This is a genomic window from Serinicoccus chungangensis (genome assembly GCF_006337125.1).
GTDB lineage: Bacteria > Actinomycetota > Actinomycetes > Actinomycetales > Dermatophilaceae > Ornithinicoccus > Ornithinicoccus chungangensis.
The window spans coordinates 588,817-614,160 of the sequence record NZ_CP040887.1; the positions used below are offsets into that span (position 1 = coordinate 588,817).

Annotated in this window: 22 protein-coding genes; 12 read left to right on the forward strand and 10 right to left on the reverse strand. The window is 73.4% G+C overall.

Features of this window, described 5'->3' with window-relative positions; genetic code table 11:
- Positions 1 to 16 precede the first annotated feature (16 nt).
- Complete coding sequence (locus FHD63_RS02705) at positions 17 to 1,039, reverse strand: 3-oxoacyl-ACP synthase III (protein WP_139719926.1); 1,023 nt, start codon at positions 1,037 to 1,039, stop codon at positions 17 to 19.
- A 152-nt stretch (positions 1,040 to 1,191) separates the two neighbouring features.
- Here FHD63_RS02705 and FHD63_RS02710 point away from each other — a divergent pair, with 152 nt between their 5' ends.
- On the forward strand, positions 1,192 to 2,085 hold the full coding sequence (locus FHD63_RS02710; protein WP_139719927.1) for an SCO4651 family lipoprotein: 894 nt from the start codon (positions 1,192 to 1,194) through the stop codon (positions 2,083 to 2,085).
- A 197-nt stretch (positions 2,086 to 2,282) separates the two neighbouring features.
- Complete coding sequence (locus tag FHD63_RS02715; RefSeq protein ID WP_139719929.1) at positions 2,283 to 2,606, forward strand: hypothetical protein; 324 nt, start codon at positions 2,283 to 2,285, stop codon at positions 2,604 to 2,606.
- Positions 2,607 to 2,616: 10 nt separating this feature from the next.
- Here FHD63_RS02715 and FHD63_RS02720 read toward each other — a convergent pair whose 3' ends face one another.
- Together FHD63_RS02720 and FHD63_RS02725 are read right to left on the reverse strand one after the other, a co-directional pair.
- A complete protein-coding gene (locus FHD63_RS02720; RefSeq protein WP_139719930.1) occupies positions 2,617 to 5,310 on the reverse strand; it encodes a CDP-glycerol glycerophosphotransferase family protein in 2,694 nt (897 codons plus the stop codon).
- Positions 5,310 to 6,644, reverse strand: a complete 1,335-nt coding sequence (locus tag FHD63_RS02725; protein ID WP_139719932.1) for a Gfo/Idh/MocA family oxidoreductase — start codon at positions 6,642 to 6,644, stop codon at positions 5,310 to 5,312. The genes FHD63_RS02720 and FHD63_RS02725 overlap by 1 nt, the downstream gene beginning before the upstream one ends.
- A gap of 180 nt (positions 6,645 to 6,824) precedes the next feature.
- On the opposite strand from FHD63_RS02725, the gene FHD63_RS02730 reads away from it, so the two are divergent.
- Positions 6,825 to 8,393 (forward strand): glycosyltransferase, encoded by a 1,569-nt coding sequence (locus FHD63_RS02730; RefSeq protein WP_139719934.1) that lies wholly within the window; start codon positions 6,825 to 6,827, stop codon positions 8,391 to 8,393.
- Between the two features lie 21 nt (positions 8,394 to 8,414).
- Here the strand turns inward: FHD63_RS02730 and FHD63_RS02735 are convergent, their stop codons facing one another.
- Positions 8,415 to 9,482 carry an acyltransferase family protein gene (locus FHD63_RS02735; RefSeq protein WP_158296690.1) on the reverse strand — a complete coding sequence of 356 codons (1,068 nt, stop codon included), beginning with the start codon at positions 9,480 to 9,482 and terminating at the stop codon, positions 8,415 to 8,417.
- Between the two features lie 59 nt (positions 9,483 to 9,541).
- Between FHD63_RS02735 and FHD63_RS02740 the strand changes: the two genes are divergently transcribed.
- On the forward strand, positions 9,542 to 11,287 hold the full coding sequence (locus tag FHD63_RS02740; RefSeq protein ID WP_139719938.1) for a glycosyltransferase: 1,746 nt from the start codon (positions 9,542 to 9,544) through the stop codon (positions 11,285 to 11,287).
- A 44-nt stretch (positions 11,288 to 11,331) separates the two neighbouring features.
- Positions 11,332 to 13,824, forward strand: a complete 2,493-nt coding sequence (locus FHD63_RS02745) for a glycosyltransferase family protein (protein ID WP_139719940.1) — start codon at positions 11,332 to 11,334, stop codon at positions 13,822 to 13,824.
- Here the strand turns inward: FHD63_RS02745 and FHD63_RS02750 are convergent.
- The 3 genes from FHD63_RS02750 to msrA all read right to left on the reverse strand — a co-directional run bounded on the left by FHD63_RS02750 (position 13,817) and on the right by msrA (position 16,316).
- Complete coding sequence (locus FHD63_RS02750; protein WP_139719942.1) at positions 13,817 to 14,704, reverse strand: glycosyltransferase family 2 protein; 888 nt, start codon at positions 14,702 to 14,704, stop codon at positions 13,817 to 13,819. The two genes, FHD63_RS02745 and FHD63_RS02750, sit on opposite strands and share 8 nt — an antisense overlap.
- Positions 14,701 to 15,552, reverse strand: a complete 852-nt coding sequence (locus FHD63_RS02755; protein ID WP_139719944.1) for a CDP-alcohol phosphatidyltransferase family protein — start codon at positions 15,550 to 15,552, stop codon at positions 14,701 to 14,703. The genes FHD63_RS02750 and FHD63_RS02755 overlap by 4 nt, the downstream gene beginning before the upstream one ends.
- A 92-nt stretch (positions 15,553 to 15,644) precedes the next feature.
- On the reverse strand, positions 15,645 to 16,316 hold the full coding sequence (msrA, locus tag FHD63_RS02760) for a peptide-methionine (S)-S-oxide reductase MsrA (RefSeq protein WP_139719946.1): 672 nt from the start codon (positions 16,314 to 16,316) through the stop codon (positions 15,645 to 15,647).
- A gap of 227 nt (positions 16,317 to 16,543) precedes the next feature.
- Between msrA and greA the strand changes: the two genes are divergently transcribed.
- Positions 16,544 to 17,035: a transcription elongation factor GreA gene (greA, locus tag FHD63_RS02765; RefSeq protein WP_139719948.1), complete on the forward strand. Its 492-nt coding sequence runs from the start codon at positions 16,544 to 16,546 to the stop codon at positions 17,033 to 17,035.
- 36 nt (positions 17,036 to 17,071) lie between these two features.
- On the opposite strand, the gene FHD63_RS02770 is transcribed toward greA, so the two are convergent.
- Positions 17,072 to 17,542: a DUF4307 domain-containing protein gene (locus FHD63_RS02770; protein WP_158296691.1), complete on the reverse strand. Its 471-nt coding sequence runs from the start codon at positions 17,540 to 17,542 to the stop codon at positions 17,072 to 17,074.
- A 128-nt stretch (positions 17,543 to 17,670) separates the two neighbouring features.
- On the opposite strand from FHD63_RS02770, the gene mca reads away from it, so the two are divergent.
- Positions 17,671 to 18,720 carry a mycothiol conjugate amidase Mca gene (gene mca, locus FHD63_RS02775; protein WP_139719952.1) on the forward strand — a complete coding sequence of 350 codons (1,050 nt, stop codon included), beginning with the start codon at positions 17,671 to 17,673 and terminating at the stop codon, positions 18,718 to 18,720.
- Positions 18,717 to 18,941, forward strand: a complete 225-nt coding sequence (locus tag FHD63_RS02780) for a hypothetical protein (protein ID WP_139719954.1) — start codon at positions 18,717 to 18,719, stop codon at positions 18,939 to 18,941. The genes mca and FHD63_RS02780 overlap by 4 nt, the downstream gene beginning before the upstream one ends.
- Positions 18,942 to 18,960: 19 nt before the next feature.
- Here FHD63_RS02780 and trhA read toward each other — a convergent pair whose 3' ends face one another.
- Positions 18,961 to 19,659, reverse strand: a complete 699-nt coding sequence (trhA, locus tag FHD63_RS02785; protein ID WP_139719956.1) for a PAQR family membrane homeostasis protein TrhA — start codon at positions 19,657 to 19,659, stop codon at positions 18,961 to 18,963.
- Positions 19,660 to 19,776: 117 nt separating this feature from the next.
- Here trhA and FHD63_RS02790 point away from each other — a divergent pair, with 117 nt between their 5' ends.
- The 4 genes from FHD63_RS02790 (at position 19,777) to FHD63_RS02805 (ending at position 24,178) form a co-directional block, all read left to right on the forward strand.
- The gene (locus tag FHD63_RS02790; RefSeq protein ID WP_139719958.1) at positions 19,777 to 20,541 is read left to right on the forward strand and encodes an isoprenyl transferase; all 765 of its coding nucleotides are present in this window, start codon (positions 19,777 to 19,779) and stop codon (positions 20,539 to 20,541) included.
- A gap of 217 nt (positions 20,542 to 20,758) precedes the next feature.
- Positions 20,759 to 22,132, forward strand: a complete 1,374-nt coding sequence (locus tag FHD63_RS02795; RefSeq protein WP_139719961.1) for a PhoH family protein — start codon at positions 20,759 to 20,761, stop codon at positions 22,130 to 22,132.
- 231 nt (positions 22,133 to 22,363) lie between these two features.
- Positions 22,364 to 23,293 carry an aggregation-promoting factor C-terminal-like domain-containing protein gene (locus FHD63_RS02800; protein WP_139719963.1) on the forward strand — a complete coding sequence of 310 codons (930 nt, stop codon included), beginning with the start codon at positions 22,364 to 22,366 and terminating at the stop codon, positions 23,291 to 23,293.
- A 75-nt stretch (positions 23,294 to 23,368) separates the two neighbouring features.
- Positions 23,369 to 24,178, forward strand: coding sequence for a DUF1206 domain-containing protein (locus FHD63_RS02805; RefSeq protein WP_238705738.1), 810 nt, complete (start codon positions 23,369 to 23,371; stop codon positions 24,176 to 24,178).
- 13 nt (positions 24,179 to 24,191) lie between these two features.
- On the opposite strand, the gene FHD63_RS02810 is transcribed toward FHD63_RS02805, so the two are convergent.
- Positions 24,192 to 25,256, reverse strand: a complete 1,065-nt coding sequence (locus FHD63_RS02810; protein WP_139719967.1) for a cell wall-binding repeat-containing protein — start codon at positions 25,254 to 25,256, stop codon at positions 24,192 to 24,194.
- Between the last annotated feature and the right edge of the window lie 88 nt (positions 25,257 to 25,344).

The window sequence follows — 25,344 nt, forward strand, 5'->3', positions numbered from 1 at the left end:
GACGGTGTCGCTCAGCTCACCAGTCGATCTCGAGACAGGTCATGTTGAGCCCGGAGCCGATGCCCATCATGAGGACGCGGTCACCGCGCTCCAGCGAGCCGGTCTCCTTGGCGAGGGTGATCGCCACCGCGGCGGGTCCCACGTTGCCGTAGGTCGGGAAGGTCAGCGGGATGCGCGACTGGTCCAGCCCCAGCGACTCCGCCGTCTTGCTCGTGTGCACCTGGGAGACCTGGTGGACGATGTAGCGGTCCATGTCGCTCCAGTCGAACTCCTGGGCGGCGTCCGCCCACAGCTGCTTGGCCAGCCCCATGCCGGCGACGAGCAGCCCCTGGGCGTCGGTCCGCATCTCGGTGAAGTCCCCGATGCACAGCTCGTGGTGCTCGGTGGCCGCGCGGGTCACGCCCCCGACGACGCGGTGGCCCTCGGGGTGCTCGCTGGCCCGGCCGAGCAGCATCGCGGCCGCGCCCGAGCCCAGCGTGAGGGTGGCGAACTGGCTGACGATGTCCTGCGCCGTGGCGTCCTCCCCGGAGAGCCGCTCCAGGGTCCGCTCCTGCGGGGTGCGCGAGCCCTCGCCGCACACGACCAGGGCGTAGTCGATCTGGCCGGCGTCGATCATCGTGGCGGCGAGCTGCATACCGTTGACAAAGCCGAGGCAGGCGTTGGTGAGGTCGAAGTTCAGGCAGGCCGTGGGCAGCCCGAGCGCCTGGTGGATGGACACCGCGATCGAGGGCTCGAGGTGCTCCCGGCTGACCGAGGTGTTGATGAGCAGACCGACCCGACCGGCGTCGACCCCCGCCTCCGCGAGCGCCTCCTGCGCCGCCTGGACGGCGCCGTCGACGAAGGTCTGGTCCTCGCGCCACCACCGGCGCTCCGAGATGCCGGCGAGCTTGGCCAGCATGCCCGGGCGCAGCCCGTTGCGGGTGTAGGAGTCACCGATCACCTCGTCGAACTCGGCCGAGGTCTTGACGACCGGGGCGTCGACAGCGGTGACGGACAGCACGGCGGTGTCGCGGTGCCGGAAGGTGGCGTTGCCGGTCACGTGGTGGTTCCTGCGTTCTGCTGGAGGGATGGTTTCAGACGACCCATTCGACCACAGCACCGCAGGCTGGGCAGAACCGACAGGTGCGTTGTGCCACGATGGTTCCACCACGACGGCCGTCGGGCCGGCACCGTAGGGAAGGGCACGGACACATGAGCACCACGAGGATGCGCCTCGGCGCGGTCGTCAGCGCAGGGATCCTGGGCCTCGGGCTCACCGGGTGCGGCGGGGGCTCCGAGGGGGACGCCGCGAGCCCGACCGAGGCCGCGACCCAGGAGAGCACGCCGGACGGCGAGGAGGAGAGCGCCGAGGACACCGCCGCCGAGGACACCGCCGAGGAGTCCGAGTCGGACTCCGGCGGTGAGGCCGCCGAGGGCGAGGAGATCCCGGTCGAGGAGTTCCTGGCGATGCTGCAGGAGCCGGGTGAGGAGACGCTCTCGAGCTACACGCTCACCATGGACATGCAGGCCGACGGCCAGTCCATCCAGGCCGACGGGGCGGTCGATCTCAGCGGGGACGAGGCCGCCATGCAGATGATGATGACGATGCCGGAGATGGGGGAGCTGGAGATGATCACCACCGACGGCCAGCTCTACCTCGCCATGCCCGGCGTCACGCCGGAGGGGATGTACATGCAGGCCGGCGAGGACGTCCTCGGCCAGGCCGCGGCGATGGAGGACATCGACGTCTCCACCCAGTGGGAGGCGTGGGAGGAGGGCGCCCAGCAGGTCCTCTTCCTGGGCGACGAGGACGTCGACGGCACCGAGATGGGCCACTACCAGGTCACCGTCGACCCGCAGGCGATCGCCGAGGCCGGTGGCGAGGACGCGGCGGCCATGACCGCCGCGGTCGGCGACGAGCCGGTGACCTACGACGTCTGGCTGGACGACGACAACCTCATGCGGCAGCTGAGCTTCGAGCTCGAGGGGATGACCGCGGAGATGATGATGGACAACTGGGGCGAGCCCCAGGAGATCGAGGCTCCCCCGGCCGACCAGGTCATGGAGATGGGCGACCTCGGCACCACGCCGGGCAGCGACGGCTGACCCGCACCGCTCCGGACGACGGGCCGCTCCCTCCAGGGAGCGGCCCGTCGTCACGTGCGGAGGCGCCTGCGCGACGGGTCGGGGACGGGCGCGTGAACGTGCCGTGAACCCTTGCCGATCCGGGCCGATCTGGCGCTCGGTGCCCCTGGCGTCGGGGCAGACTGGCGGTGTCCGCACGTCGAGATGAAGGAGCGGCCGTGACCACTGGCTGGGTTCCCGTGCGGGTCGTCCGTTGGCCCGCGCAGCAGCAGGACCGGGCGTGGTGCGCCCAGCGGTCCCTGCCCTGCCTCCTGCTGGTCGCCGGGGGAGCACCGCTGCCGCAGGCGGGGCCGGCGGAGACCGTCCTGCCCGACACGGCGGGGGAGGAGTCGGTCGCCGCGGCGGTCGACGAGCTGGCCTGGCGCAGGGCCGAGGACCGGCGCCCGCACCTGGGCGCGGCACCCAGCCGGGGCCGCAGCACGGTCCGGCGGCCCGTCCGACGTCCCCGCTCGCTGGCGGGCACCCTCGCCGCGCTGCTCTGACCGAGCGGCGTCAGCCCTCGCCGAAGAGACGCCGCACGACCCGCTCGGCGCTGCGCCCGTCGTCGAGGTGGTTGAACCGCTCGACCCAGTCGTCGTACCGCTCCGCGTAGCGGTCGGTGTCGTCCATCGTCCGGATGGCGTCGACCACCGCGTCCTGGGTGCTCACCACGGGGCCGGGCGCCTCCTCGGCGAGGTCGAAGTAGACCCCCCGGACGTCGTCGCGGTACTCGTCGAGGTCCGGGACGTAGAAGATCATCGGCCGGCGGGTGACGGAGAAGTCGAACATCACCGAGGAGTAGTCGGTGATCATCGCGTCCGCGGCGAGGAAGAGCTCGGTGATGCTGGGGTAGGTGGTGACGTCGATGACGCCGGGCAGCTCCACGCTGCGCCCGTGCCCGACCGTGCGGGAGTGGCCGCGCAGCAGCACGACGTAGTCCTCGCCGAGCTCGGCGGTGAGCCGCTCCAGGTCGAGGAAGAGCACCATGCCGGCGGTGTTGTCCCGCCAGGTCGGCGCGTAGAGGACCGCCTTCTGGTCGGGGCGGATGCCGAGCCGCTCGCGGACGTGCTCCCCGGACCCGTCCACCAGGGCGTCGTTGCGCGGGTAGCCCTCCTCGTAGAAGGTGCCCTCCCAGGCGTAGGCGCTGCGGAAGATCCGCGTGCTGTGGTGGTTCTGGCTCAGCAGGACGTCCCACTTGTCCCGCTCGACCAGGAGCGCGGCGCGGGTGGAGGCGCCTGCGGTCGGGCGGTCCAGGCCGATGCGCTTGAACATCGAGCCGTGCCAGGTCTGCAGGACCGTCTGGAAGGGCTGCCGCACGAACCTGCTGCGCAGCCAGTCGTTGACGACGACGTAGCGCGACGTCGCCCGCGCGTCGAACCACGCCTGCGTGCCCTCCACGACGGCGATCGCGCCCTCGGGCACCGGCACGGACAGGTCCGTGACCCCCCAGTAGCGCACCCAGTCGGGGTGCTCCCGGGCGATCACCGCGTCGATCGCGAACGGGTTGCACGTGGCGAGCCGCCCGTAGAACGACTCGAGGTAGACCGACTGCTGAGGCTCGTGGGGACCGTGCAGGTAGGCGGCGTCCATGCGCCGCTGGTGGTAGGACCCGAGCTCGTCGGGACCGCGGGTCAGCCCCACCCGCAGCCGCAACGACCGGCCGCGGCCGGTCTCCCAGCGCAGGCGGGCCTCGTCGAACGGCAGCTTCTCGGGCGTCCGGGCGATGAGGGAGGGGGCCGTCATGACCCGCACCGTCCCGCCGGTGGGGTCCACCGCCCGCAGCACGTAGCTGCCGGTGCGGGGCAGCCGGGCGGGTCCGCCCCACTGCCCCTGGAGCAGGTCCGTCGAGGCCGACCAGGTGCCGTCGTCCGCCAGGTCCAGGTGGGCGGACAGCGTCTGCCGGCGACCGACCAGGCTCAGTGACAGCTGGTCCCCGGGCCCGCCCCAGGTGCCGCGGAAGACCAGCCGGGGGTCGGGGCCGGGCTCCAGGGTCGCCTCGCTCACCACGAGCTGGGAGCGGGTCTCCCCGAGGAGCAGGCTGCCGCCGTCGCCGGAGTACGCCAGCAGCCCGGAACGCGGGTCCTGCACGGGGTCGGACTGGTCGAGCGGCGTGGCGGCCACGTGCTCGACGCCCTGCTCGTCGACGACGACCAGGCGGTAGGTCTGCGCGACCAGACGCTGGCCCTCGTGCTCGTCCCCCTCGGGCGCCGGAGCCGTGGGGGCCGACTGCTCGGCGGTGACCTCCTCCAGGCCGCCGTCGGCGCTGCTCTCCCGCGCCCCCTGCGTCGAGGTCTCGTCGGTGTCCGACACCAGCAGGTCGCTCTCCAGCCACGTCGTGGTCCAGGTCTCGGGCACCGGCGCGGACACCAGGACCGTGCCCGGCGTGCCGTCCACCCGCTCGAGCGTCAGGGGACGACGGGCGTCGCGCGACACCAGCTCGGCGCGCACGGCGCGGACTCCGCGCAGCTCGACCCGGGCCCGGACCTCGCGGCCCTGGACCTCGACGTGGGCGGCCGTGGCGCCGGGCACGCGGCGCTCGAGCGACAGGCCGCGGCGGCGCACCCAGCGCGGGACGAGCTGGACCCCGCCGGGGAAGGTGCGGGCGCCCAGGACCCGGGCCGATCCCGCGCGATGACGTGCCTTCAGCGTGCCGGAGGAGGACCGGCCGTCCGCCCCGGTCACCCGCAGGTGCACCCGCCAGGGCCGCGGGTCCGTGCCGGCCAGGAGGGGCGCCAGGTCGAACCGCGCGACGAAGGCGGTGTTGGCGTAGTCGAACTCCGCGCGACGGGCCAGTCCGTTGATCTCCATCTCGGTGACCGGCTCCACCCGGGCCCGGACCGGGGCCGAGCCCCGCCGGCGCAGCTCGACCTCGATCTGCGGGGGCTGCTGGTGGCCGTAGCCGCGCTCGTAGGCCCACCCGGTGAGCTCGTACGTGGTGCCGTCGAGCCAGCGGGCCGACCAGAGCGTCGCCACCCAGCCGACCTGCCGGTCGGTCACCGTGTTGAGGGTGCGGCGGGCCGTCTGCCGCCCCAGCACGTAGGCCCGCTGCAGCACGGCGTTGTCGGACCGGCGGGCGGCGACGAGCCGGCGGCGCAGCACGCGCCGGGCGTGCCGGGTGAGGTGGAAGCGCGCGTCGCGGACGGTGGCGCGCACCCGCGCGCCGTTCGACACCGAGGGGGGTCCCTCCGGCGGGGGCGCGGAGGTCATCAGCGGATCACCCGGGCGTCTGCCCGCCCCCGCTCGATGATGTCGGCGATCGCCACGGACTCGGCCGCCCGCAGCTTGTAGGACTCGGCCGTCTCGTTGCGGATGAGCCAGGCGAACTCCGCGAGCTCGTACCGCAGGCCGTCGCCGTCGAACTTGTAGTAGTACTTCTTGTTCTCCCGGCTGTCCTCGAAGCGGGCCTCGAAGTACTCCGTCTTCCACCACGGCGCGGGCACGTAGAGGTATCCCGCACTCCCCGCCACCACGAGGTCGCCCTCGGCCTTGACGCCCAGACCCGTCCGCGCGGTGGCCTCGCCGTGCCGGAAGGTCAGGTCGATCTTGGAGTAGACCTCGACGTCCGACCCCTCCGGGCGCAACGAGGTGGTCCGGACGTCCGTGACCTCCGTGCCCAGGAGCTTGACCACCGCCACGAGGGGGTAGCTGGCCAGCTCGCTGATGCTGCCGCCGGCCGGTGCCTCCAGCTCGCGGCCCTCGTCGACCAGCTTGGTGAAGGTGGCGTCGACCGAGCGGACCTGGCCGATCGCCCCGCTGCGGGCCAGGGCGACCATCCGCTGGAACCCCGGCGCGAAGGCGGTCTTGATCGCCTCGACGAGCACCAGCCCGCGCTCTCGTGCCTGGGCGAAGAGCGCCTCCGTGTCGGCCCGGTCCAGGGTCATCGGCTTCTCGCAGAGCACGTGGACGCCCGCGTCGAGGGCGCGCCGGGTGAAGTCGGCGTGGGTGTCGTGCGGGGTGGCGACGTAGACCGCGTCCACCGCCTCGAGCAGGGCGTCGTAGTCCTCGAAGGCCTGGTTGAGCTCGTGCTCGGCCGCGAAGGCCTCAGCCGTGCGGTGCGTGCGGTTGTGCACCCCCTCGACGCTGATCCCGCTGACGAAGCGGGCCTCCTGGACGAAGCGGTGGGCGATCCGGCCGGCGCCGACGACGCCGAGCTTGATGACGCCTGCCTCGTTGCGCAGCTGGGTGCTGGACACCCCCTTGGTGCGCTCGAGGTAGACGACGTCGCAGTAGTCCTTGAGGTAGTCGAACCGGCCGAGCCAGTCGGACCCGATCGCGAAGACGTCGACCTGGTGCTTCTGGATGTCCTGGACCTTCTGGCCCTCGTACTCCTCGATGATGATCTTGTCGGCGAGGCCGCTGTCCTCGACGTTCTTGATCCGGGTCATGAGGCTCTGCTGCACGTTGAGCTTGCCGCGGGCGTCGTCGTAGTTCTCCGTCGTGACACCGACGATGAGGTAGTCGCCGAGCGCCTTGGCGCGCTCCAGGAGACGGCGGTGCCCCTCGTGGAACAGGTCGTAGGTGCCGTAGGTGATGACACGCACTCTCGGTAACCTCCTCGTGATGGACTCATGCGAGTATGCCTGCTGATGGCAGGAAGACCGAGATCCACGCCGCGCCGGGTCCTCGACCGGCTGCGTCGATCGCTGCGGCCCGGTGACCGTGACCGCGGTGCGACCACGCCGGCCCCGGCACCGGCCGTCCCCACGAGGCGTCGCGACCCCGTGCCCGAGCTGCTGCCGCCGCCGGACGTCCTGCACGTCGTCCTGGTGGAGGGGATCCCCATGGAGTTCGGGGGCCGCACGGCCTCCATCCTCGCCAAGTGCCGCACCCTCTACGAGCAGGGCGGCGTCCGCTCCGTCGTCCTGGTCCGCAACCACGCGCACACCCTTCCGAGGGCCGTGGAGGGCATGCGGCGACGGGGCCAGCTCGGTGAGGGCGTGGAGATCCGGTGGCTCATGGACGCCTACCCGGACACCACCGAGCCGGTCGACCCGCCGCCGCCGACCCGCGAGACCCCCGCCGACCTCGAGGCCCGGGGGTGGGTCAGGGCTGGCCGCGGCCTCGTCCACCGGGTGGAGGGCGTGCCGCACGAGCTGCGCCGCTTCCGGGACGGTGCGCTGGAGCACGTGGACCATTACGACGCCGACGGGCACCGGGTCCGCCGGGAGGAGTACGACGCCACGGGTCGCCTGCGTCGCACGCTGCGGTGGGAACCGGCCGGCAGCGCCCCGGTGGAGCACGTGTACCACCGCCGCAACGGCCTCCCCCTGTACGCCCTCGCCTTCGACCCACCGCGCGGCGAGGGGGAGCGGCCCCGGCTGGCCACGGTGACGCTCTTCGACGAGGCCGGGGAGGTGGAGACGACGCAGGCGGGCTCCCTGGCGCCGGTGGTCCACCGCGCCCTGGACGCGCTCACCGACCACCGTCCCACGGTGCTCGCGGTCGAGGCCCGGCAGGTGGACCGCGACGTCGTGGGCTACCGCCGCGACCACGTGCGCACGTGCTTCGTGGCGCACAACTCCCACCTCCGGACGGCCTCCAGCGAGCTGGACGACCTCCGCGGGTCCTTCCGCCGGCTGTTCACGCACCTCGACGCCGTCGACGCGATGGTCTTCCTCACCGACAGCCAGCGTGCCGACGCCGAGGCGCTGCTCGGTCGGCGGGACACCTTCTGGGTCATGCCGCACGCCGCGCCCGGCAGCGCCACGCACACCGACGTCGAGCGGGACCCCCGGCTGGTCATCATGATGGGCCGGCTGGCCGGGCAGAAGCGCACCGACCACGGCATCCGGGCCTTCGCCCAGGTCCTCGAGCAGGTGCCCGACGCCCGCCTGTCGATCTACGGCGAGGGCTCCCGCCGGACCGAGCTGCAGCAGCTCATCGACGACCTCGGGGTGACCGGCTCGGTGACGCTCGAGGGCTTCACCCAGCAGCCGGGGCGGGAGTACCGCCGCGCCACCCTGTGCCTGCAGTCCAGCCGGTTCGAGGGCGCACCCATGGTCTTCGTCGAGGCCCTGAGGCAGGCGTGCCCGATCATCAGCTACGACATCCGCTACGGCCCGGCCGACATCATCGACAACGGGACCAACGGCTTCCTCGTCCCCGACGGCGACATCGACGGGCTGGCGGCCCGGACGGTGCAGGTGCTCCAGGACCCCGAGCTGGCGCGGGCCCTGAGCCAGGGCTGCGCCGGGGTGGAGGAGAGGTTCGGGCAGGAGGCCTTCGCCGCCCGGTGGTTCCACCTGTTCCGCACGCTCTACGAGGACATGCCGGCCTCGGCCCGGCGGTGACCGTCGAGCCCCGCGCCGGGCTCAGCGTCGGGTGAGGGAGCTGGTGATGGCTCGGCGCATCGGTCCGTGGGACGGCCGCTCGACGAACCGGTGGATGGCCCAGGCCAGGAGCAGGGACAGCGACGCCGCGAGGGCCAGGACGAGGTGGCTGTCGACCCGGCCGCTGAGACCGGTGATGACGAAGAACCCGAACTGCCCGTGGACCAGGTAGAGGGGGTAGGTGAGCGCGCCGGCCGCCGTGCACCACTCCCGGTCCACGCGGGACAGGGGACCGGTGGAGCAGGCGTAGACGACGGCGAAGAGGAGCAGGACGAGCACCGCGAGCACCGCCTGCGAGACGGGCGCGTCGCTGTGCCTCGGCGCGACCGCGTCGCCGTAGCGGGTCGCCTGCTGGAGGGCGAGGACGACGTTCATCCCCAGCCCGAGCAGGACCAGCAGGTCGGGTCCCTCCCGGTGGAGGAGGTAGAGCAGCATCCCCCCGGCGAAGTAGGGGGCCCAGCTCGTGATGAGCAGGGACTCCAGCAGGTCGGCGTCGGTGGCCCGCGCCAGCTGGGCCAGCGGTGGCCACAGGATCGCGAAGGCGATGGCCCGGCCCCGGGTGACTCCCCCCAGGGCCAGCATCACCCCGATGAGGAGGTAGAACTTCAGCTCGACCCAGAGCGTCCAGAAGGCGCCTTGCACGCTGGTGACGTCCCAGGCCTCCTGCAGCATCGTGAGGTTGACCAGCGCCTCGACCGGCTCCACGCTGCGTCCGCCGTCCCAGAAGGCCTGCAGCAGGACGGTGAGGATCACGGCCGCCCAGTACGCCGGGTAGAGACGCGAGATCCGGGACGCGACGAAGGCGGGGAGGCTGCGTCCGTAGGCCGTCATGAGGATGACGAAACCGGAGATGATGAAGAACAGCTCCACGCCGAGGTACCCGTAGCGGGTGAGCAGGCTGAGCTGGGGGAACTCCTGGGTGGCCGGGTGACCCCAGAACTCCTGGTCGATGGCCGTGTAGTGGTAGGAGAGGACGGCCAGCGCCGCGAGCAGGCGGAGCGCGTCGAGCGCCGCGAGCCGGGGCCGGGCGCGCTCGGGGCTCGCGGACATGGTGGGGTTCCTCGTCATTCGATGGGCAGGTGAGAAGATCGGTGGTCATGATAGGCAGGGTGACCGGGGCCGCCCGGCGTGCGCTCGGAGCAGGTCGTGGACCGGCGGGCGGTCGCCGGCCCTCCGACGAGGGTCGGGGCGCGGGTCAGAGCTCGGCGCAGGACGTCCCCGCACCGGACGTCGCGGAGGAGGAGACCGCTCCGCTGGTGGTCCGGCACGACCCGCTGCCCGAGCTCGGGCCGGCCCCTGACGTGCTCCACGTGGTGGCCGTGGAGGGGATACCGGTGGAGTACGGCGGGCGCACCTCGTCGATCCTCGCCAAGTGCCGTCTCCTCTACGAGGTGGCCGGCGTGCACTCGGTGGTGCTCGTCCGCAACCACTCACCCTTCCTCCCCCGTGCGGTGGCGTCCATGCGCCGGCGCGGGCACCTCTCCGAGGGGGTGCGGGTCCTGAGCGTCCTCGAGGCGCTCCCCGACGACAGCGCACCCGGGCCGGCGGACGAACGGGCGGGTGTCCCGGAGGAGGAGCTGCCGTCGCGGGGATGGGTCGCGACGGGCGGGTCGGGTGCGGTGTACTCGTGGTTCGAGCAGGGCCGCCTCGTCGCGAGACGGCGGTACTCCGGGGGCACGCTGCTCCTCGAGGACCGGTTCGACACGCTGCGGGCCCGCGTGCGGCGCGACGAGTTCGCCGGCGACGGCCGGCTGGTGAGGTCGACCTTCGGCGACGACGGCCCCGGTGAGCGCAAGCAGCACGTGGCCTTCCGACGGGACGGACGGCCCCTGTTCGCGCACGTCCTGCGTCAGCCCGACACCGGGAAGGGGTGGGCCGAGGACCTCGGCGCCACCACCTTCGACGAGACGGGTGTGCCCGACGGCGAGCACGAGTCCTTCGCGCCGGTGCTGCACCGGGCCCTGGACGCGGTGACGCAGGGCCGAGACACCGTCCTGTCCGTCGAGGCCCGCAGCCTGGACCGGGAGCTGGACGGCTACCGCCGACCGCACGTGGCACGGTGCTCGGTCCTGCACAGCTCGCACCTCGCGGCGCCGGGCGACGACACGAGCCGGCTGCGGCCGAGCTTCTCGCGGGTGCTGCGGAGCACGAGCCAGGACCCGGTGGTCTTCCTCACCGCGCGCCAGCGGGCCGAGGCCGAGGCTCACCTGGGCGAGCAGCCGCGCTTCCGGGTGATCCCGCACGCGGCACCCGCCCCGGAGCGGGACCGCGTGGTCGAGCGGGACCCCGACCTCGTCGTCATGGTAGGGCGGCTCAGCGACGTGAAGCAGACGGGCCACGGGGTGAAGGCCTTCGCGAGGGTGCTGAAGAAGCACCCTGGGGCCCGGCTGGAGATCTACGGCGACGGCGACCTGCGTCCGCGGCTGCAGGAGCTGATCGACCGTCGTGGGCTCACGGGGTCGGTGCGCCTCATGGGGTTCACCGCCGACCCGCAGGAGGTCTTCCGTCGGGCGACCCTCTGCCTGCTGACCAGCAAGTACGAGGGCGCCCCGATGATCCTGGGCGAGGCGATGGTCAACGGGTGCCCGGTCGTCAGCTACGACATCCGGTACGGCCCCTCGGACATGATCACCGACGGGGTGAACGGTTTCCTCGTCCCCCCTGGTGACGTGGGCGCGGTCGCCGCGGCTACGCTCCGGGTGCTGCAGGACCCCGGGCTGGCCCACGAGCTGAGCGCCGGGTGCCTGCAGGTTGTTGAGCAGTTCGGGCGGGAGGCCTTCGTCGCCCGCTGGGTCCACCTCTTCCGCGAGCTGTCCGCGCAGCTGGCCACGAGTCACCAGGAGGTCCTGTCATGAGCAGGCCGCGCCCCGTGTCGTCCGTCCGACGTGTCCTGCGCCGGATGGCTCGCAGGACCGCCCCCGCTCCCCGCCGCGAACCCGGGCGTCGACCCGGACCGGTCGCCGACGGCGGGCCCGTCCCCGAGCCCGCCCCCCACGTCGCGCCCCCTGCCCCGCCGGACCAGGACCCCACCACGCCGGAGGTCGCCCTGCTGGGCCACCGCGGGCCGGTCCTCAGCGAGCGGGTCGTGGCCTCGGTCCGCGGGCTGCTGGGCGACGGCCGGGTCGGGGAGGCCGTCTCCACGGGGTACGCCCTCCTGGCGGACCCGGTCGGCAGGCCGCTCGGGCACCTGGTGCTCGGCATCGCCCGTCGGAGCATCTCCGGCGGCGAGATCGCCTGGCAGGACCTCAGCCAGGTCCGGCAGCCGGAGCTGGCCGTGCTCGCCGCCGAGGACTGGTTCGTCCCGGCCTACGCGCACGACCCCCAGGGCGCGGGGGACATGCTGCGCAGGGTCCTGGACCAGCAGCGGCACCGGCCCTGGACGGGCACCCAGCTCCTCCTCGTCGCCCGGGCCGCCTTCGCGGCGCAGGACTGGGAGGCCGTCCGCGCCGTGGTCGCGTCGGTGACGGCCGGTGACACCGTCCACGTGGCGGCGAGCCGACGGCACGAGCTGGTCGACCTGCTGGAGTGGCTCCCGGGCGGGGGGTACCGCGACGCGACCCCGACGCTGCCGTCCACGGCCCGCGTCGGGCTGATGAACTACCGGGCCCCCGGCCCGGGGTCCCGCAACGTCGGGGACTGGATCCAGACCCTGGCCTCCGTCGGCCACCTCGTCCGGCACCAGGACCTCTCCTACGTCGCCGACGACCCGGAGCTGCTGCACCTCGTCCAGGACCTGGCCGCCGGGGTGCGCCCGGAGCGCGCCCTCCACGACACCCCCTCCGCGACCGTCCAGCTCGTCGAGGTGCACCGTGACGGGATGGCGCTCCAGGACCTCCCGTCACCGACCTGGGTGCCCACCTTCGGGTGGTTCCTCCACCCGGTCACCGGGCAGGACTACCTCTTCCCGTTCTCGGACGCGGTGCGCCCGCTCTTCATCTCCTTCCACGTCAACAAGCCGGACATGCTCACCCCGGACGCGGTGGACTACCTCCGCCGGTACGGCCCGGTGGGGTGCCGCGACTGGCAGACCGTGGCGCTGCTGCACGCCGTCGACGTCCCGGCCTTCTTCTCCGGCTGCATGACGACGACCGTCGACACCGTGGTGCCGCCCGGACCTGCCGAGGACCGGACGGAGGTCGCCTACATCGACTTCCCGGGCGGGCCCGACGTGGCGGTGGTCGAGCAGTCGATCACCGGGCTGCGCAGCCTGAGCTTCGCCCAGAACCTGGAGCTGGCGCGGCAGTGGGTCGACGACTACGCGCGCCGGTACCACACGGTGCGGACGTCGAGGCTGCACTCCAACCTGCCGTCGCGGTCGGTGGGGTGCACCGTGGAGTTCGCCCCGAAGAACCGGTCCGACGTGCGGTTCGGCGGTCTCATCGACATCGACGACGACGCCTTCGAGGCCATCCGTCACGGCATCCTGGACAAGCTTGCCGCGGTCCTGAGCCTCGTCCTCGCCGGGGCCGACGAGGACGAGGTGTATGCCCGGTGGCGCGAGATCTGCGCTCCCGACGTCGAGACCGCCCGTACGACCCTCGGCGGCATGCAGCTCGACCTCCCGGAGCCGGCTGACGTCCAGAGGTCCCTGGACGGGGTCGAGCACGTGGTGGTCGTGGACCTCGGCCCCGGCGAGGCGCCCCACCTGCCCGGGCTGCTCGAGGCTCTCGCCGCCCGGGTACCAGCGGGCACCGGCATCGTCGTGTCCGGCGACGAGGCGCTCCGGGCCGGGTCGCTGCCCGAGGTCGGTGTGCCGGTGGTCCTGGTCAACCGCACGACGACGGACCTGGACCGTCACGGTCCGCGCCTGCGTGACGCGAAGCTGCGCCGGGAGGTGCTGCTCGCGCTCGCGCTCCAGAGCGTGCCGGAGGCGAGGCGCGTGGTGGTCCTGCCCGCCCCGGTGCTGCTGCCCGACGACCTGTCGCCCCTGTTCGACGTCGACCTGGGTGCCATGCCGGTGGCGGCTCCGGCAGACCCGCGAGGGTCGCGCCGGCAGCTGGCCGGGCTGATCCGGTCGCTGAGCTCCCGCCAGGGCGACGACGCGGCCGGGGCCCTCGGGCTCGTCGCGGCGGCGTCCCGCGACGCCGACGTGCTCCGGGTGCCCTTCGACCCGGTGGTCCTCGTCGCCGATCCCGCCGCGCTGCGCGACGCGGGCGTGGATCGGGTGGTCCCCCTCGTGCTGCGGTACGGCGCCACCTTCCGCGAGGCCCTCAACATCGTCCTCGGCGGCCGCTGGACCGAGCTCGCACCCGAGTGGGCGACCGCGGCGCACCTGCAGACGCCGTCGGCCGACACCCGACTGGTCACCTACCGGGTCGGTGCCCGTCCGTGGTCGGACCTGGTGACGGCAGGCCAGGAGGCCTGGCTCGAGCAGCAGCCCTCGCTCAGATGACGAGGAAGCGGCCGTGGCGCGCCATGCGCGCCACGTCGCGCCAGCGCAGCCGCGAGCGGTCCTCGCCCGGCTCGAACGGGTCGTCGCGCCACCCGTCCAGCCAGCCGGCCCACCAGGACTGCAGGCCGTCCCGCTGGGTCGTCCAGCGGACCAGCTGGATGCCGGTCCAGCTGGTGACGTAGGCCAGGGCGAGAGGACGGGGCAGGTTGCGCCGGGCCAGCCAGACCCGGTTGCGGGCGTTCTTGTAGAAGTAGTCGGGGTGGCGGCGGGGGTCCATGACGGGGTGGCCCGTGCGCAGCGAGGGGACGTAGCGCACCGTGTAGCCCGCCGCCCACACCCGCCACGCCAGCTCGATACCCTCGTGGGCGTAGAAGAAGATGCCCGGCCAGCCCCCGGTCGCCTCGAACGCCTCGCGCCGCATGGCCACGGTCATCTCCACGACGCTGAAGACGTCGGCCTCGGTATGCCGCTGGCGTGCCCCGAGGCGGGGGATCCACCGGCCCGGCAGCGGGGCCTCCCCGGCGTGCGGGTCCTCGATGAGCGGCTGGACGAGCCCGACCTCGGGATGGTCCTCGAGGTAGCGCGCCGTCCGCAGCAGCACGTCGTCGTCGATGAGCCAGGCGTCGTCGTCGAGGAAGAAGAGGACGTCGCCCTCGACGTGCGGGACGCCGGCGTTGCGCCCGGCCGGGATCCCGACGTTGGTGGGCAGGGCGAGGGTCTTGACCCGTTCGTGCAGACCGACGGGGTTCCAGGCGTTGCCCACCACCACCACGTCGAGCTCCACCCCACGCTGGCGGAACAGCGAGTCCAGCCCCCGGCGCAGCTCCTGCGGGCGTCGGCCCTGGGTCAGGACCACGACGGCGAACCGAGGGGCGCTCACGACCGGCCCTCCCGGCGCAGCCGCCCCGAGGCGAGGATGGCGCTCGCGTGCCCGACCGTCACCGGCACGACCAGGACGGCCATGACCACGACCTGGACCCGGGCCGCGGCCAGCTCCTCGCCGAGCAGCGCACCGACGAGCGCGACCGCCACCGTCACCAGGGTCATCTCGATCGAGTGGAACATCCGGTGCACGGGCAGCAGGCGGGCCGTCCGGCGCAGGGTGCCGAGGACCGTCCGCGCGGGAACGGCACGTGCCGCCGCGGTGTCCGGTAGGGGCCCGAGACCTACGGCGGCCCGGGAGGCGTGCACCATCTCGTTGAGCGCCTTGTTGAGGACGAGGAAGGTCGCGAGGACGGCCCCGGCGAAGGCGTACCCGAACCACTGCGCCGGGTCCTGCTCCGCGCCGCCCACCAGGCCGGCGGCCCGCCAGCCCAGGGCGAGGGCGATGGCGGCCTCGACCGTGTAGTGGCCCACCTTGTCGAGGAAGATGCCGACCGGGCCGGACAGCCCCTTCCACCGGGCCACCTCCCCGTCCGAGCAGTCGAGCAGCATCTGCAGCTGCGCCAGCAACGCCCCGAGCACCGCACCCGGCAGGCCGGGGACGAGCAACGCCCCGGCGGCGGCCCAGCCGGCGACCATCATGAGCGCGGTGACGCCGTTGGCCGAGAGGGGGGTGGGGATGAGCGCGCGGGTCAGGTGCGGCGACAGGCGCCGTAGGTAGAGGTCGCCGGTCCAGTGCTCGGCGTTGCCGCGGGCCAGGACCTCCGGCGGCTGCGCGACGGCCCGCACCTGGGCGAGCGTGGGCCTGGAGGGCCGCAGGCCGTCACCGGCCGACGGGTCAGCCATGGACCATCTCCCTCGCTCGACCGGGCTCCGACCCGCTGGAGTCTAGACGGTGAACTCCCGATGTCCGACGGGGAGCGACCCCGGTCGTGGCCTCAGTCGGGCGGGGCGATCGAGGTCTGCGCCGGGAGCTGGTCCTGGGGCACCAGGCCGACCGGGCAGGTGTAGCCGTTGGGCCCGTGGTTGCAGTACCCGCCCGGGTTCTTGTGGAGGTACTGCTGGTGCGCCTCCTCGGCGTAGTAGAACGGGCCGGCCTGCTGGGCGGGGAGCAGCTCGGTGACGACGGGCCCGTGCCCGGCGCGCGCCAGGACCTCGCCGAAGGCCGCGGCCGTGGCCCGCGCCGCCTGCTCCTGCTCGGCGGTGGTCCAGTAGATGGCGGAGCGGTACTGGGTGCCGATGTCGTTGCCCTGGCGGTTGGCGGTGGTCGGGTCGTGGTTCTCCCAGAAGGCCTTGAGGAGCTGCTCGGGGTCGGTGCGGTTGCGGTCGTAGGCGACGAGGACGGACTCGGTGTGGCCGGTGCGTCCGGTGCACACCTCGCGGTAGGTGGGGTGGGGGGTGGTCCCACCCTGGTAGCCGGCCGCCGTGGTCACGACGCCCGGCAGCTGCCAGAAGATCCGCTCTGCGCCCCAGAAGCACCCCATCGCCACGGTCATCACCTCGGTGCCCTCGGGCCACGGGCCGTGGAGCGACGTCCCGAGCACGACGTGGCGCTCCGGGATGTCCGGCAGGGGGGTGGGACGTCCGGGCAGGCTGCTCTCGCGATGCATCCTCCGAGTGTCGCACCCGCCCCGCAGCGGTGCGAGCGCAGGCCGCGCGGGGTCGACTCCTGGGGTGCTGCGGGCTAGACTGGGAGGTTGATCCACGGTCCGGGCCCTTTCGGGGGCCCGGACCTCGTGCTAGGGCGGCGGCGCGTCACCGCATCCGTCCGGACGCTCGATCGCCAGGCGCGGTCGGGCCTGCCGCCCGGCCACGCGAGACGACAGAGGAGAGAGCAGTGAGCGACACCGCAGCAGCCAGCTACTTGACGCAGGAGGCGTACGACCGCCTCGACGCGGAGCTGTCCAGGCTCAAGGAGCAGGGGCGCTCGGAGATCAGCAAGCGCATCGAGGCGGCGCGCGACGAGGGAGATCTGAAGGAGAACGGGGGCTACCACGCGGCCAAGGAGGAGCAGGGCAAGATGGAGGCCCGCATCCGCCAGCTCGAGCACCTCCTCCAGACCGCGGTCGTCGGGTCGGCCCCTCCGGACGACGGCGTCGTCGAGCCCGGCATGGTGGTGACCGTGGAGATGTTCGGGGACCAGGAGACCTTTCTCCTCGGCTCCCGCGAGATCATCTCCGAGGGCAGCGACCTGGACGTCTACAGCGAGCAGTCGCCGCTGGGAGCGGCCCTGCTGGGGGCCAGGAGCGGCGACACGGTCAGCTACGAGGCACCCAACAACAAGACCATCGAGGTCACGATCGTGGAGGCCTCGCCCTACCAGGCCTGACGCTCCTCCAGCCGCCGACGGGACCGCGGCCGCGGCTCAGCGTTCGCGGGGTGCCTCGTCGGCATACCAGCACTGGTCGACATAGCCGGTGATCGCCGGGGACGCGGTGGCGACGCTCTCGACATGACGGCTGGGCGAGGCCGGCGACGCCGGGACCTGCACCTCGGTGCGTCCGACGACGACGTGCGCGGCCGACTGGGCCTCGAGGGTGCAGACGGCCTCGCGGTCCGGGTCGCGGCGCAGGTCGAAGCGCACGTCGACCCGGCCGTCGGTGACGACGTCGAAGCCGGTGTTCACCCAGTGCACCCGGCCCTGCGTCGCCGCGAGCCCCCAGACGACCGCCACCAGGCTCATGGCGAGCACGGCGACCAGCCCCACCGTCCACCACCGTCGGTCGCGGGGCGCCGAGCGCTGCTCCGCCTCGGCCTGCTCCTCGACGAGGTCCCAGTCCACGTCCTCGGCTCCCGCGGCTCGGGGCTCGGGAGGTTCGGGACTGCGGGCGGTCACGTGCGGCTGCCTTCCGGGGTGGTGAGAGGATGACACAGTGCCGATCGGCGGCACGACCACCATTGTCCGTCACCCCGGAGCCGACCGTGACGTCGCCCCCGGGCTCCATCGACGCGGAAAGGACCGCCATGCCCACGAGCGGATCGGGCCTGCGCCTCATGGCCGTGCACGCCCACCCCGACGACGAGTCGAGCAAGGGCGCTGCCACGGTCGCCCACTACGTCTCGCAGGGGGTGGACGTGCGGGTGGTCTCCTGCACGGGCGGCGAGCGCGGCGACGTCCTGAACGAGAAGCTCAAGGACGACCCGCACATCGTGCGGGACATCAGCCAGGTGCGCCGGGACGAGATGACCCGGGCCGCGCAGATCCTCGGGGTCAGCCACACCTGGCTCGGCTTCGTCGACAGCGGTCTCCCCGAGGGCGACCCGCTCCCGCCGTTGCCGCAGGGCTGTTTCGCCCTGGAGCCGCTCGAGGTGACGACCGAGGCGCTGGTGCGCGTCATCCGCGAGTTCCGTCCGCACGTCCTGACGACGTACGACGAGAACGGCGGCTACCCCCACCCGGACCACATCATGACCCACACGGTGACCATGTCGGCCTTCGAGGCGGCCGGTGACCCCAAGGCATACCCGCACGCGGGCCGGCCCTGGCAGCCGCTCAAGGTCTACTACAGCGGCTGGGACCCGCAGCGGATGATCCGCCTGGACGAGGCGATGGTCGAGGCCGGTTACGAGCCCCCCTTCGCGGACTGGCGCAAGCACCTCGGGAGCCGGCCGCGGCGTGTCCTCACCACCCGGGTGCCGTGCGGCGAGCAGTTCTCGGTCCGCGACGACGCGCTGCGTGCGCACGCCACGCAGGTGGACCCCGACGGGCCGTGGTTCCGGGTGCCCCTGGAGATCCAGCAGCGCGTCTGGCCCACGGAGGACTACGAGCTGGCGCGCTCCCTGGTGGCGGTCGACCTTCCCGAGGACGACCTCTTCGGCGGCCTGCGCGACCGCACGGGGGAGGAGCTGGACACGCTGTGCCGCCGGGTCCACGAGCGGGGGCCGGACGGTTCCCTGACCCTGGTGCACCGTGGCGACCCGCCGCTGCCGCCGCTGGACGAGGTGGCCGGTGACGGGGACGCCGACGGCGACGGGGTCGACGACGTGCGCCGTGAGGAGGGGCACGAGCAGTGAACGAGACCGGCGTCCAGATCACGGCGGGCCTGGGGGGCTTCCTCGTCCTGTTCGGCCTGTGCCTGGCCGTGTGGTTCCTCGGGCGCGACCTCACCCGCCGGCTGCGCCGGATGCGCCGCGCGGAGGACGCCCGGCTGGAGCAGGAGCGCCAGGACCGTCACCGGGCGGCGCAGGAGGACCCCGACGCCGGGCCGCCCCGGGACGAGGACCCGATCGGCTGACCTGAGCGCCTGCCGGTGCTCAGGCGGGGGTGAGGGCGGTGAGGCTGAGGTAGGCCGCCGTCCAGTGCGCGGCGAAGGCCGCGACGGTGAAGGCGTGGAAGACCTCGTGGAAGCCGAACCACCGCGGCGAGGGGTCCGGTCGGCGCAGACCGTAGACGACGGCGCCCAGGGTGTAGCACAGGCCACCGAGGGCGATGAGGCCCACGACGAGGGGGCCACCGCTGCGCCACATGGGGACGAGGAAGAAGACGGCGACCCACCCCAGGGCGATGTAGACCCCGGTGTAGAGCCAGCGCGGGGCGCCGACCCAGAACACCCGGAAGAGCACCCCGGCGAGGGCGCCGGACCACACCACCCAGAGCAGGATCTGTCCCTGCGTGCGGGGCAGGAGCACGACGGCGAAGGGGGTGTAGGTGCCGGCGATGATGAGGAAGATGTTGGCGTGGTCCCAGCGCTTGAGGACCCGTGCCGTCCGGGGGCTCCAGCGTCCGCGGTGGTAGAGGGCGGAGGTCCCGAACAGCAGGACCCCCGTGATCGCGAAGACGAGCGCGGCCACCGCGGCGGCGCGCGTCGGCGCCACGGCGACGAGCACCGCGCCGGCGGCCAGCGCGACGGGCACCATCCCCAGGTGCAGCCACCCGCGCAGGTGCGGCTTGACGTGGTCGACGACGGAGCCCAGCGGACCGGTGGTGGGGCTCGGGGCGGGGCGGGGCGTCATCCGTCCAGGCTAACCTACGGAACCGTAGGTTACGAATCCGTAGGTTCCGGGTCCGGGCCCCCACCGACCCCCGGTCGGGTGCAGACGGTGCTCAGGGGCTGCGGGTAGGTTGGGCGCATGCGGACGCCGAGGGACCTGGTCTACCGGGCCTACAACTCCTCGCTGCGCCGGCACCTGCCCAGCGAGCGGCTCCCGCGGCACATCGGGGTGATGCTGGACGGCAACCGACGCTGGGCGAGGCTGCGGGGCGCCGAGACCGCGGACGGCCACCGCGCCGGGGCCGAGAACATCGCCCCCTTCCTCGGGTGGTGCGAGGAGGCCGGGGTCGAGGTGGTCACGCTCTGGCTGCTGTCGACGGACAACCTCAACCGTCCGACCGGGGAGCTCGGTCCGCTGCTCGCGATCATCGAGGGCGTCGTGGAGCAGCTCGCGCTCACCGGGCGGTGGCCGGTCCGCGTGGTCGGTGCCCTGGACCTCCTGCCGCCCGCGACCGCGGACCGGCTGACCGGGGCCGCCAGGAGCACCGGGGCGGTGGACGGCATGCTCGTCAACGTCGCGATCGGCTACGGGGGGCGGCGCGAGATCGCCGACGCCGTGCGGTCCCTGCTGCGGGACGCGGCGGAGTCCGGCACGACCCTGGAGGAGCTCGCCGACACGGTGACCGTCGAGGACATCGCCGGTCACCTCTACACGCGCGGCCTGCCCGACCCCGACCTCGTGATCCGCACCTCCGGCGAGCAGCGGCTCGGCGGCTTCCTGCTGTGGCAGAGCGCGCACAGCGAGTTCTACTTCTGCGAGGCCTTCTGGCCCGACTTCCGCAAGGTCGACTTCCTCCGGGCGCTGCGCGCCTACGCCGAGCGCGAGCGCCGCTTCGGCAGCTGAGCGACACGCCGCGCGAGGTGCTCGTGCCAGGCAGGCCGCGGCATACGGTCGGACCAGACGCGGGGCACGCCCGCCCCGCCTCTCGGGAGGCCCACCACATGGAGCTCTGGCTCAGGCGGGGGGCCGGTTCCGGCCCTCGTCGTGGCGTGGCCCGGTCCCGGACCGCCCATCGCCGTCGATGCGCTGCCGACCGGCGCGCGTCGCCGAAGGAGCCCGCATGAGCCAGCGCCACGGCACGCCCACCGTCGACGTCCTCGACACCGACGTCGCCCCCTTCGACGCCCTGCCCGAGGTGGGTCGCAAGACCTACGTCCTCGACACCTCGGTGCTGCTGTCCGACCCGCGGGCGCTGCTGCGCTTCGCCGAGCACGAGGTCGTGGTCCCGGTGGTCGTCATCACCGAGCTGGAGGGCAAGCGGCACCACCCGGAGCTGGGCTACTTCGCCCGGCAGGCGCTGCGCATGCTCGACGACCTCCGGGTGGCGCACGGCACCCTCAGCGAGCCGGTGCCGGTCGGGCAGGCCGGGGGCAGCCTGCGGGTCGAGCTCAACCACACCGACCCCGCCGCCCTCCCGGCCGGCTTCCGGCTGGGCGACAACGACTCCCGCATCCTCGCCGTGGCGGCCAACCTGTCCGCCGAGGGCCAGGACGTCACCGTGGTGAGCAAGGACCTGCCGATGCGGGTCAAGGCCTCCGCGGTCGGCCTGGACGCCGAGGAGTACCGCGCCGAGCTCGCCGTCGACAGCGGCTGGACCGGCATGGCGGAGATCGAGGTCGACGACGAGCAGATGCGTCAGCTCTACGACGGCGGTCGGCTGCAGCACCCCGAGGCCGCCGACCTGCGCCTCCACACCGGCCTGACGATCCTGGGCGCCTCGGGCAGCGCCCTCGGCCGCGTCACCCCGGACCGTTCGGTCAAGCTGGTGCGGGGGGACCGCGACGCCTTCGGGCTGCACGGTCGGTCCGCCGAGCAGCGCATCGCGCTGGACCTGCTGCTGGACCCCGACGTCGGGATCATCAGCCTGGGTGGCCGCGCGGGCACGGGCAAGAGCGCCCTCGCCCTGTGCGCCGGCCTGGAGGCGGTGATGGAGCGTCGTCAGCACCGCAAGGTCATCGTCTTCCGCCCCCTCTACGCCGTGGGCGGCCAGGAGCTGGGCTACCTCCCCGGCAGCGAGAACGACAAGATGGGGCCGTGGGCCCAGGCGGTCTTCGACACGCTGGGTGCGGTGGTCTCCAAGGAGGTCGTCGAGGAGATCCTCGACCGCGACATGCTCGAGGTGCTCCCGCTCACCCACATCCGGGGCCGCTCCCTGCACGACGCCTTCGTCATCGTGGACGAGGCCCAGAGCCTGGAGCGCAACGTCCTGCTGACGGTCCTGTCCCGGATCGGCCAGAGCTCGCGGGTGGTCCTCACCCACGACGTGGCGCAGCGCGACAACCTGCGGGTCGGTCGGCACGACGGCGTGGCCGCGGTGATCGAGGCGCTGAAGGGCCACCCGCTCTTCGCCCACATCACCTTGCACCGCAGTGAGCGCAGCCCGATCGCCGCGCTGGTGACGGAGATGCTGGAGGGGTCCGACGCGCTCCTGTGACGCACGAGGCGTAGCCTAGGAGTCACGGCAGTCACACCGGCCCCAGGCCGGTGTGACCTTCACCACGTCTACGGGCCAGGGTTTGACGCCGCGCGCTCGAACCGGCACCGTAGAGGGCACATCACGTTTTGGTAACGCCGTCCGGCCCCCGATCGTCGACGATCATCCCTGCCGGGCCCCCTGCATCCCTGCGACAGCGACGGCGCCAACCCGACCGAGGAAGTTGTGCCCATGCCCCATGCCCCCCTGACCGACGACCAGAACGTCCGCCACTCGCGCGGTCGCCGGATGAGCCCGGCGGCCATCGCCGTGACCGCGTCCATCGCCGCCGGCTCTCTCGGCCTGGCGACCTACGCCGCCACGGCTGGCGCCGGCACCTCGGAGGCCTCCACCTCGGAGGAGGCGCTGCGCGCGTCGGTCGGGCAGTTCTCCCCGACGGTGGCCGCGGACGCGGTCGCCGCCCTGAGCGACACCGCGGCCGAGGAGTCCACCGGCATGTTCGCGCAGATGAAGCAGATGCGCGCGGACCAGGCGGCCGCCCTGGGGGTGTCCACCGGTGTCCGCGACGAGAGCCTCGCGACGGTCCAGGACCAGGCCGAGCGCATCGCGCAGGAGCGCGCCGAGAAGAAGCGGGCCGCTGCCGAGAAGGCCGCCGAGAAGGCCGCTGCCGAGCAGGCTGCCGCCGAGGCCGCCGCGGCGGAGCAGGCTGCCGCCGAGCAGGCCGCCGCGGAGCAGGCAGCGGCCGAGGCGGCCGCCGCCGAGCGCGCGGAGCAGGAGCAGGCCGCCTCCCGCAGCCAGGAGCGCGCCGCCCAGCCGCAGCCGCAGCCCGAGCCGGAGCCGCAGCCCGCGCCCGTCTACAGCGGCGACGCCCGCGGGATCGCGCAGTCGATGCTCGGCAGCTACGGCTGGGGCATGGACCAGTGGGGCTGCCTCGACTCGCTGTGGCAGAAGGAGTCGGGCTGGAACCACACGGCGATGAACCCCAGCTCGGGGGCCTACGGCATCCCGCAGTCGCTGCCCGGCAGCAAGATGGCCACCGCCGGTGCGGACTGGCAGACCAACCCGGCCACCCAGATCGAGTGGGGCCTGGGCTACATCTCGGGCCGCTACGGGTCGCCGTGCGCCGCGTGGGCGCACTCCCAGGCCGTGAACTGGTACTGATCCACCCACCGGTCTCCGGTACCTCGCAGCACCCTCGGTCGCGCCGCGACCGGGGGTGCTGTCATGCTCACCTGCGTGGGCAGTGACATCGTGGACGAGGGTTCCCGCCGCGCGCGCCAGGTCGCGGACCATCCCTGGCTGGAGAAGCTGGCACGGATCGGCTTCGCGGCGAGCGGGCTCATCCACCTGTCGCTGGGATGGATCGCCGGGCGGGTGGCCCTGGGGGGCGGGGGCGAGGCCGACACCAGCGGCGCCATCGCCACGGTGCGCGAGGCGCCCGCGGGGCCGGTGCTGCTGTGGTTCTGCGTGGTCGGCTTCCTCGCGCTGGCGCTCTTCCAGATCCTCGAGGGCACGGTGGGCAGCCGGGAGCTCGGTGACCGGGTCAAGGCGGTCGGCAAGGGGGTCCTGTATGCCGCGCTGGGGGTCGTCTCCGTGCGCTTCGCGACCGGGGGCGGCAGCTCGGGGGGAGGGGAGTCCAGCGCCGACCTGACCCAGCGGGTCATGGAGATGCCCGGTGGCCGGCTGATCGTCGGTGCCGTCGCCCTGGGTGTCCTCGGGGTCGCGGGCTACCACGTCTACAAGGGCCTCACCCAGAAGTTCCTGGAGGACCTCGCCGCGACCGGTGGGGGCAACCTCGGCACGGGGGTCAAGGTCGCCGGGACGGTGGGCTACACCGCCAAGGGCGTCGCGCTGCTCATCGTCGGCGGGCTCTTCGGGCTCGCGGCGTGGCAGGCCGACCCGGAGGAGGCCCAGGGCATGGACGGCGCCCTGAAGACGCTCGCCCAGCAGCCGCTGGGCACCGCGCTGCTGCTCGCCGTCGCGGTCGGGCTGGCCCTCTACGGCGTCTACAGCCTGGCCCGGGCCCGCTACGCCCGCATGGACTGAGGTCGCCCCCGCGTCACGGGCCGAGCAGCGCCCGGACGTCGGCGAGGACGCCGTCGTCGAGGGCCGTCGGCCCGCCCACGAGGTGCACGGCGGTCGGCCGGGTCTCGACCAGGGCCCGTTCGGTGACGGAGGGCACGGCATACCGTCGGGAGAGCAGCAGCGGGGCCTGCCGGGTCGCCGCCAGCGCCGAGACCGAGAGGGAGTCGGCGAAGCCCTCTCCCGAGGCGAGGTAGGCCTCGCCGCCGGCCCTCCGGCCCTCGAAGAGCGCGGCGGCCGTCTCGTACCTCGTGCTGCCCTTGACCCGGGTGACGGGGGCGATCGCCTCGAGCTCGAGGGCCACGTCCGCGGAGACGCCGTTCTCGCCGCCCACGACCGTGATCGAGCCGGGGGCCAGGGCCTCCAGCGCGGCGCGGGTCTCCGGCGGCAGCTCGTCGAGCCGGGTGAGGAGCACCGGGGCGCCCTCCGCCCCGGCCCGTGCCGACGCCGCCAGCGCGTCGGGCATCATCGGCGGCAAGGGGGGCTCGGGGAAGATCGCCTCGCCCGAGGCCACGAAGACGGTGTCGACCCCCGGCCCGAAGGTCGCGGCCAGGACGGCCGCGGTGCCGTAGCGGTTGCGTCCGAAGGCGAGCACCGGCTGGATGCCCATCTCGAGGAGCTCCTCGTCGACGGTCGGGAGGATGACGGCGGGTCCGCCGAGGATCACCGCCTGCGACGGGGCCAGCTCCTGCAGGGCTTCCCGCGTGGCCTCGGGGACGCCGGTGCCGCGGACGAGCAGGACGGGCGCCGGCCCGCTCGGACCGCCGTCCACGAGGTCGGGGAAGACGCCGCTAGCGGCGGTGGCCCCCGCCGCGACGGCGTCGGCCCCCTGCGCGTAGTCCTGGCCGTTCGCCAGGAAGACGGTGTCGACACCCTCGGGGAACTGCGCCGCGATGAGGGCGGCGGTGGCGAACCGGTCGCCCCCCGCCAGCCGGTCCACCACGACGGCATCCTCCCGGTCGGGGGTCGCGACCGCCGGCGTGGTGCCCAGCAGGGCCACCAGGGACAGCGCGATGAGGGCGCGACGGTGCGCAGCAGGCATGGGAGCTCCTCTCGACGGAGGGCCCTTCGTCGTCCCCCCGAGGGCGGAGCGTAGCCGAGCGACGCGGCATACCTGCTCGTCCGGGCCG

Bases quoted from the DNA above. Each gene is read 5' to 3' on its own strand.
- FHD63_RS02710 (WP_139719927.1), top strand. From the start codon at position 1,192: ATGAGCACCACGAGGATGCGCCTCGGCGCGGTCGTCAGCGCAGGGATC.
- FHD63_RS02720 (WP_139719930.1), bottom strand. From the start codon at position 5,310: ATGACCTCCGCGCCCCCGCCGGAGGGACCCCCCTCGGTGTCGAACGGC.
- FHD63_RS02735 (WP_158296690.1), bottom strand. From the start codon at position 9,482: ATGTCCGCGAGCCCCGAGCGCGCCCGGCCCCGGCTCGCGGCGCTCGAC.
- FHD63_RS02745 (WP_139719940.1), top strand. From the start codon at position 11,332: ATGGCTCGCAGGACCGCCCCCGCTCCCCGCCGCGAACCCGGGCGTCGA.
- FHD63_RS02755 (WP_139719944.1), bottom strand. From the start codon at position 15,552: ATGGCTGACCCGTCGGCCGGTGACGGCCTGCGGCCCTCCAGGCCCACG.
- msrA (WP_139719946.1), bottom strand. From the start codon at position 16,316: ATGCATCGCGAGAGCAGCCTGCCCGGACGTCCCACCCCCCTGCCGGAC.
- mca (WP_139719952.1), top strand. From the start codon at position 17,671: ATGCCCACGAGCGGATCGGGCCTGCGCCTCATGGCCGTGCACGCCCAC.
- trhA (WP_139719956.1), bottom strand. From the start codon at position 19,659: ATGACGCCCCGCCCCGCCCCGAGCCCCACCACCGGTCCGCTGGGCTCC.
- FHD63_RS02790 (WP_139719958.1), top strand. From the start codon at position 19,777: ATGCGGACGCCGAGGGACCTGGTCTACCGGGCCTACAACTCCTCGCTG.
- FHD63_RS02795 (WP_139719961.1), top strand. From the start codon at position 20,759: ATGAGCCAGCGCCACGGCACGCCCACCGTCGACGTCCTCGACACCGAC.
- FHD63_RS02800 (WP_139719963.1), top strand. From the start codon at position 22,364: ATGCCCCATGCCCCCCTGACCGACGACCAGAACGTCCGCCACTCGCGC.
- FHD63_RS02810 (WP_139719967.1), bottom strand. From the start codon at position 25,256: ATGCCTGCTGCGCACCGTCGCGCCCTCATCGCGCTGTCCCTGGTGGCC.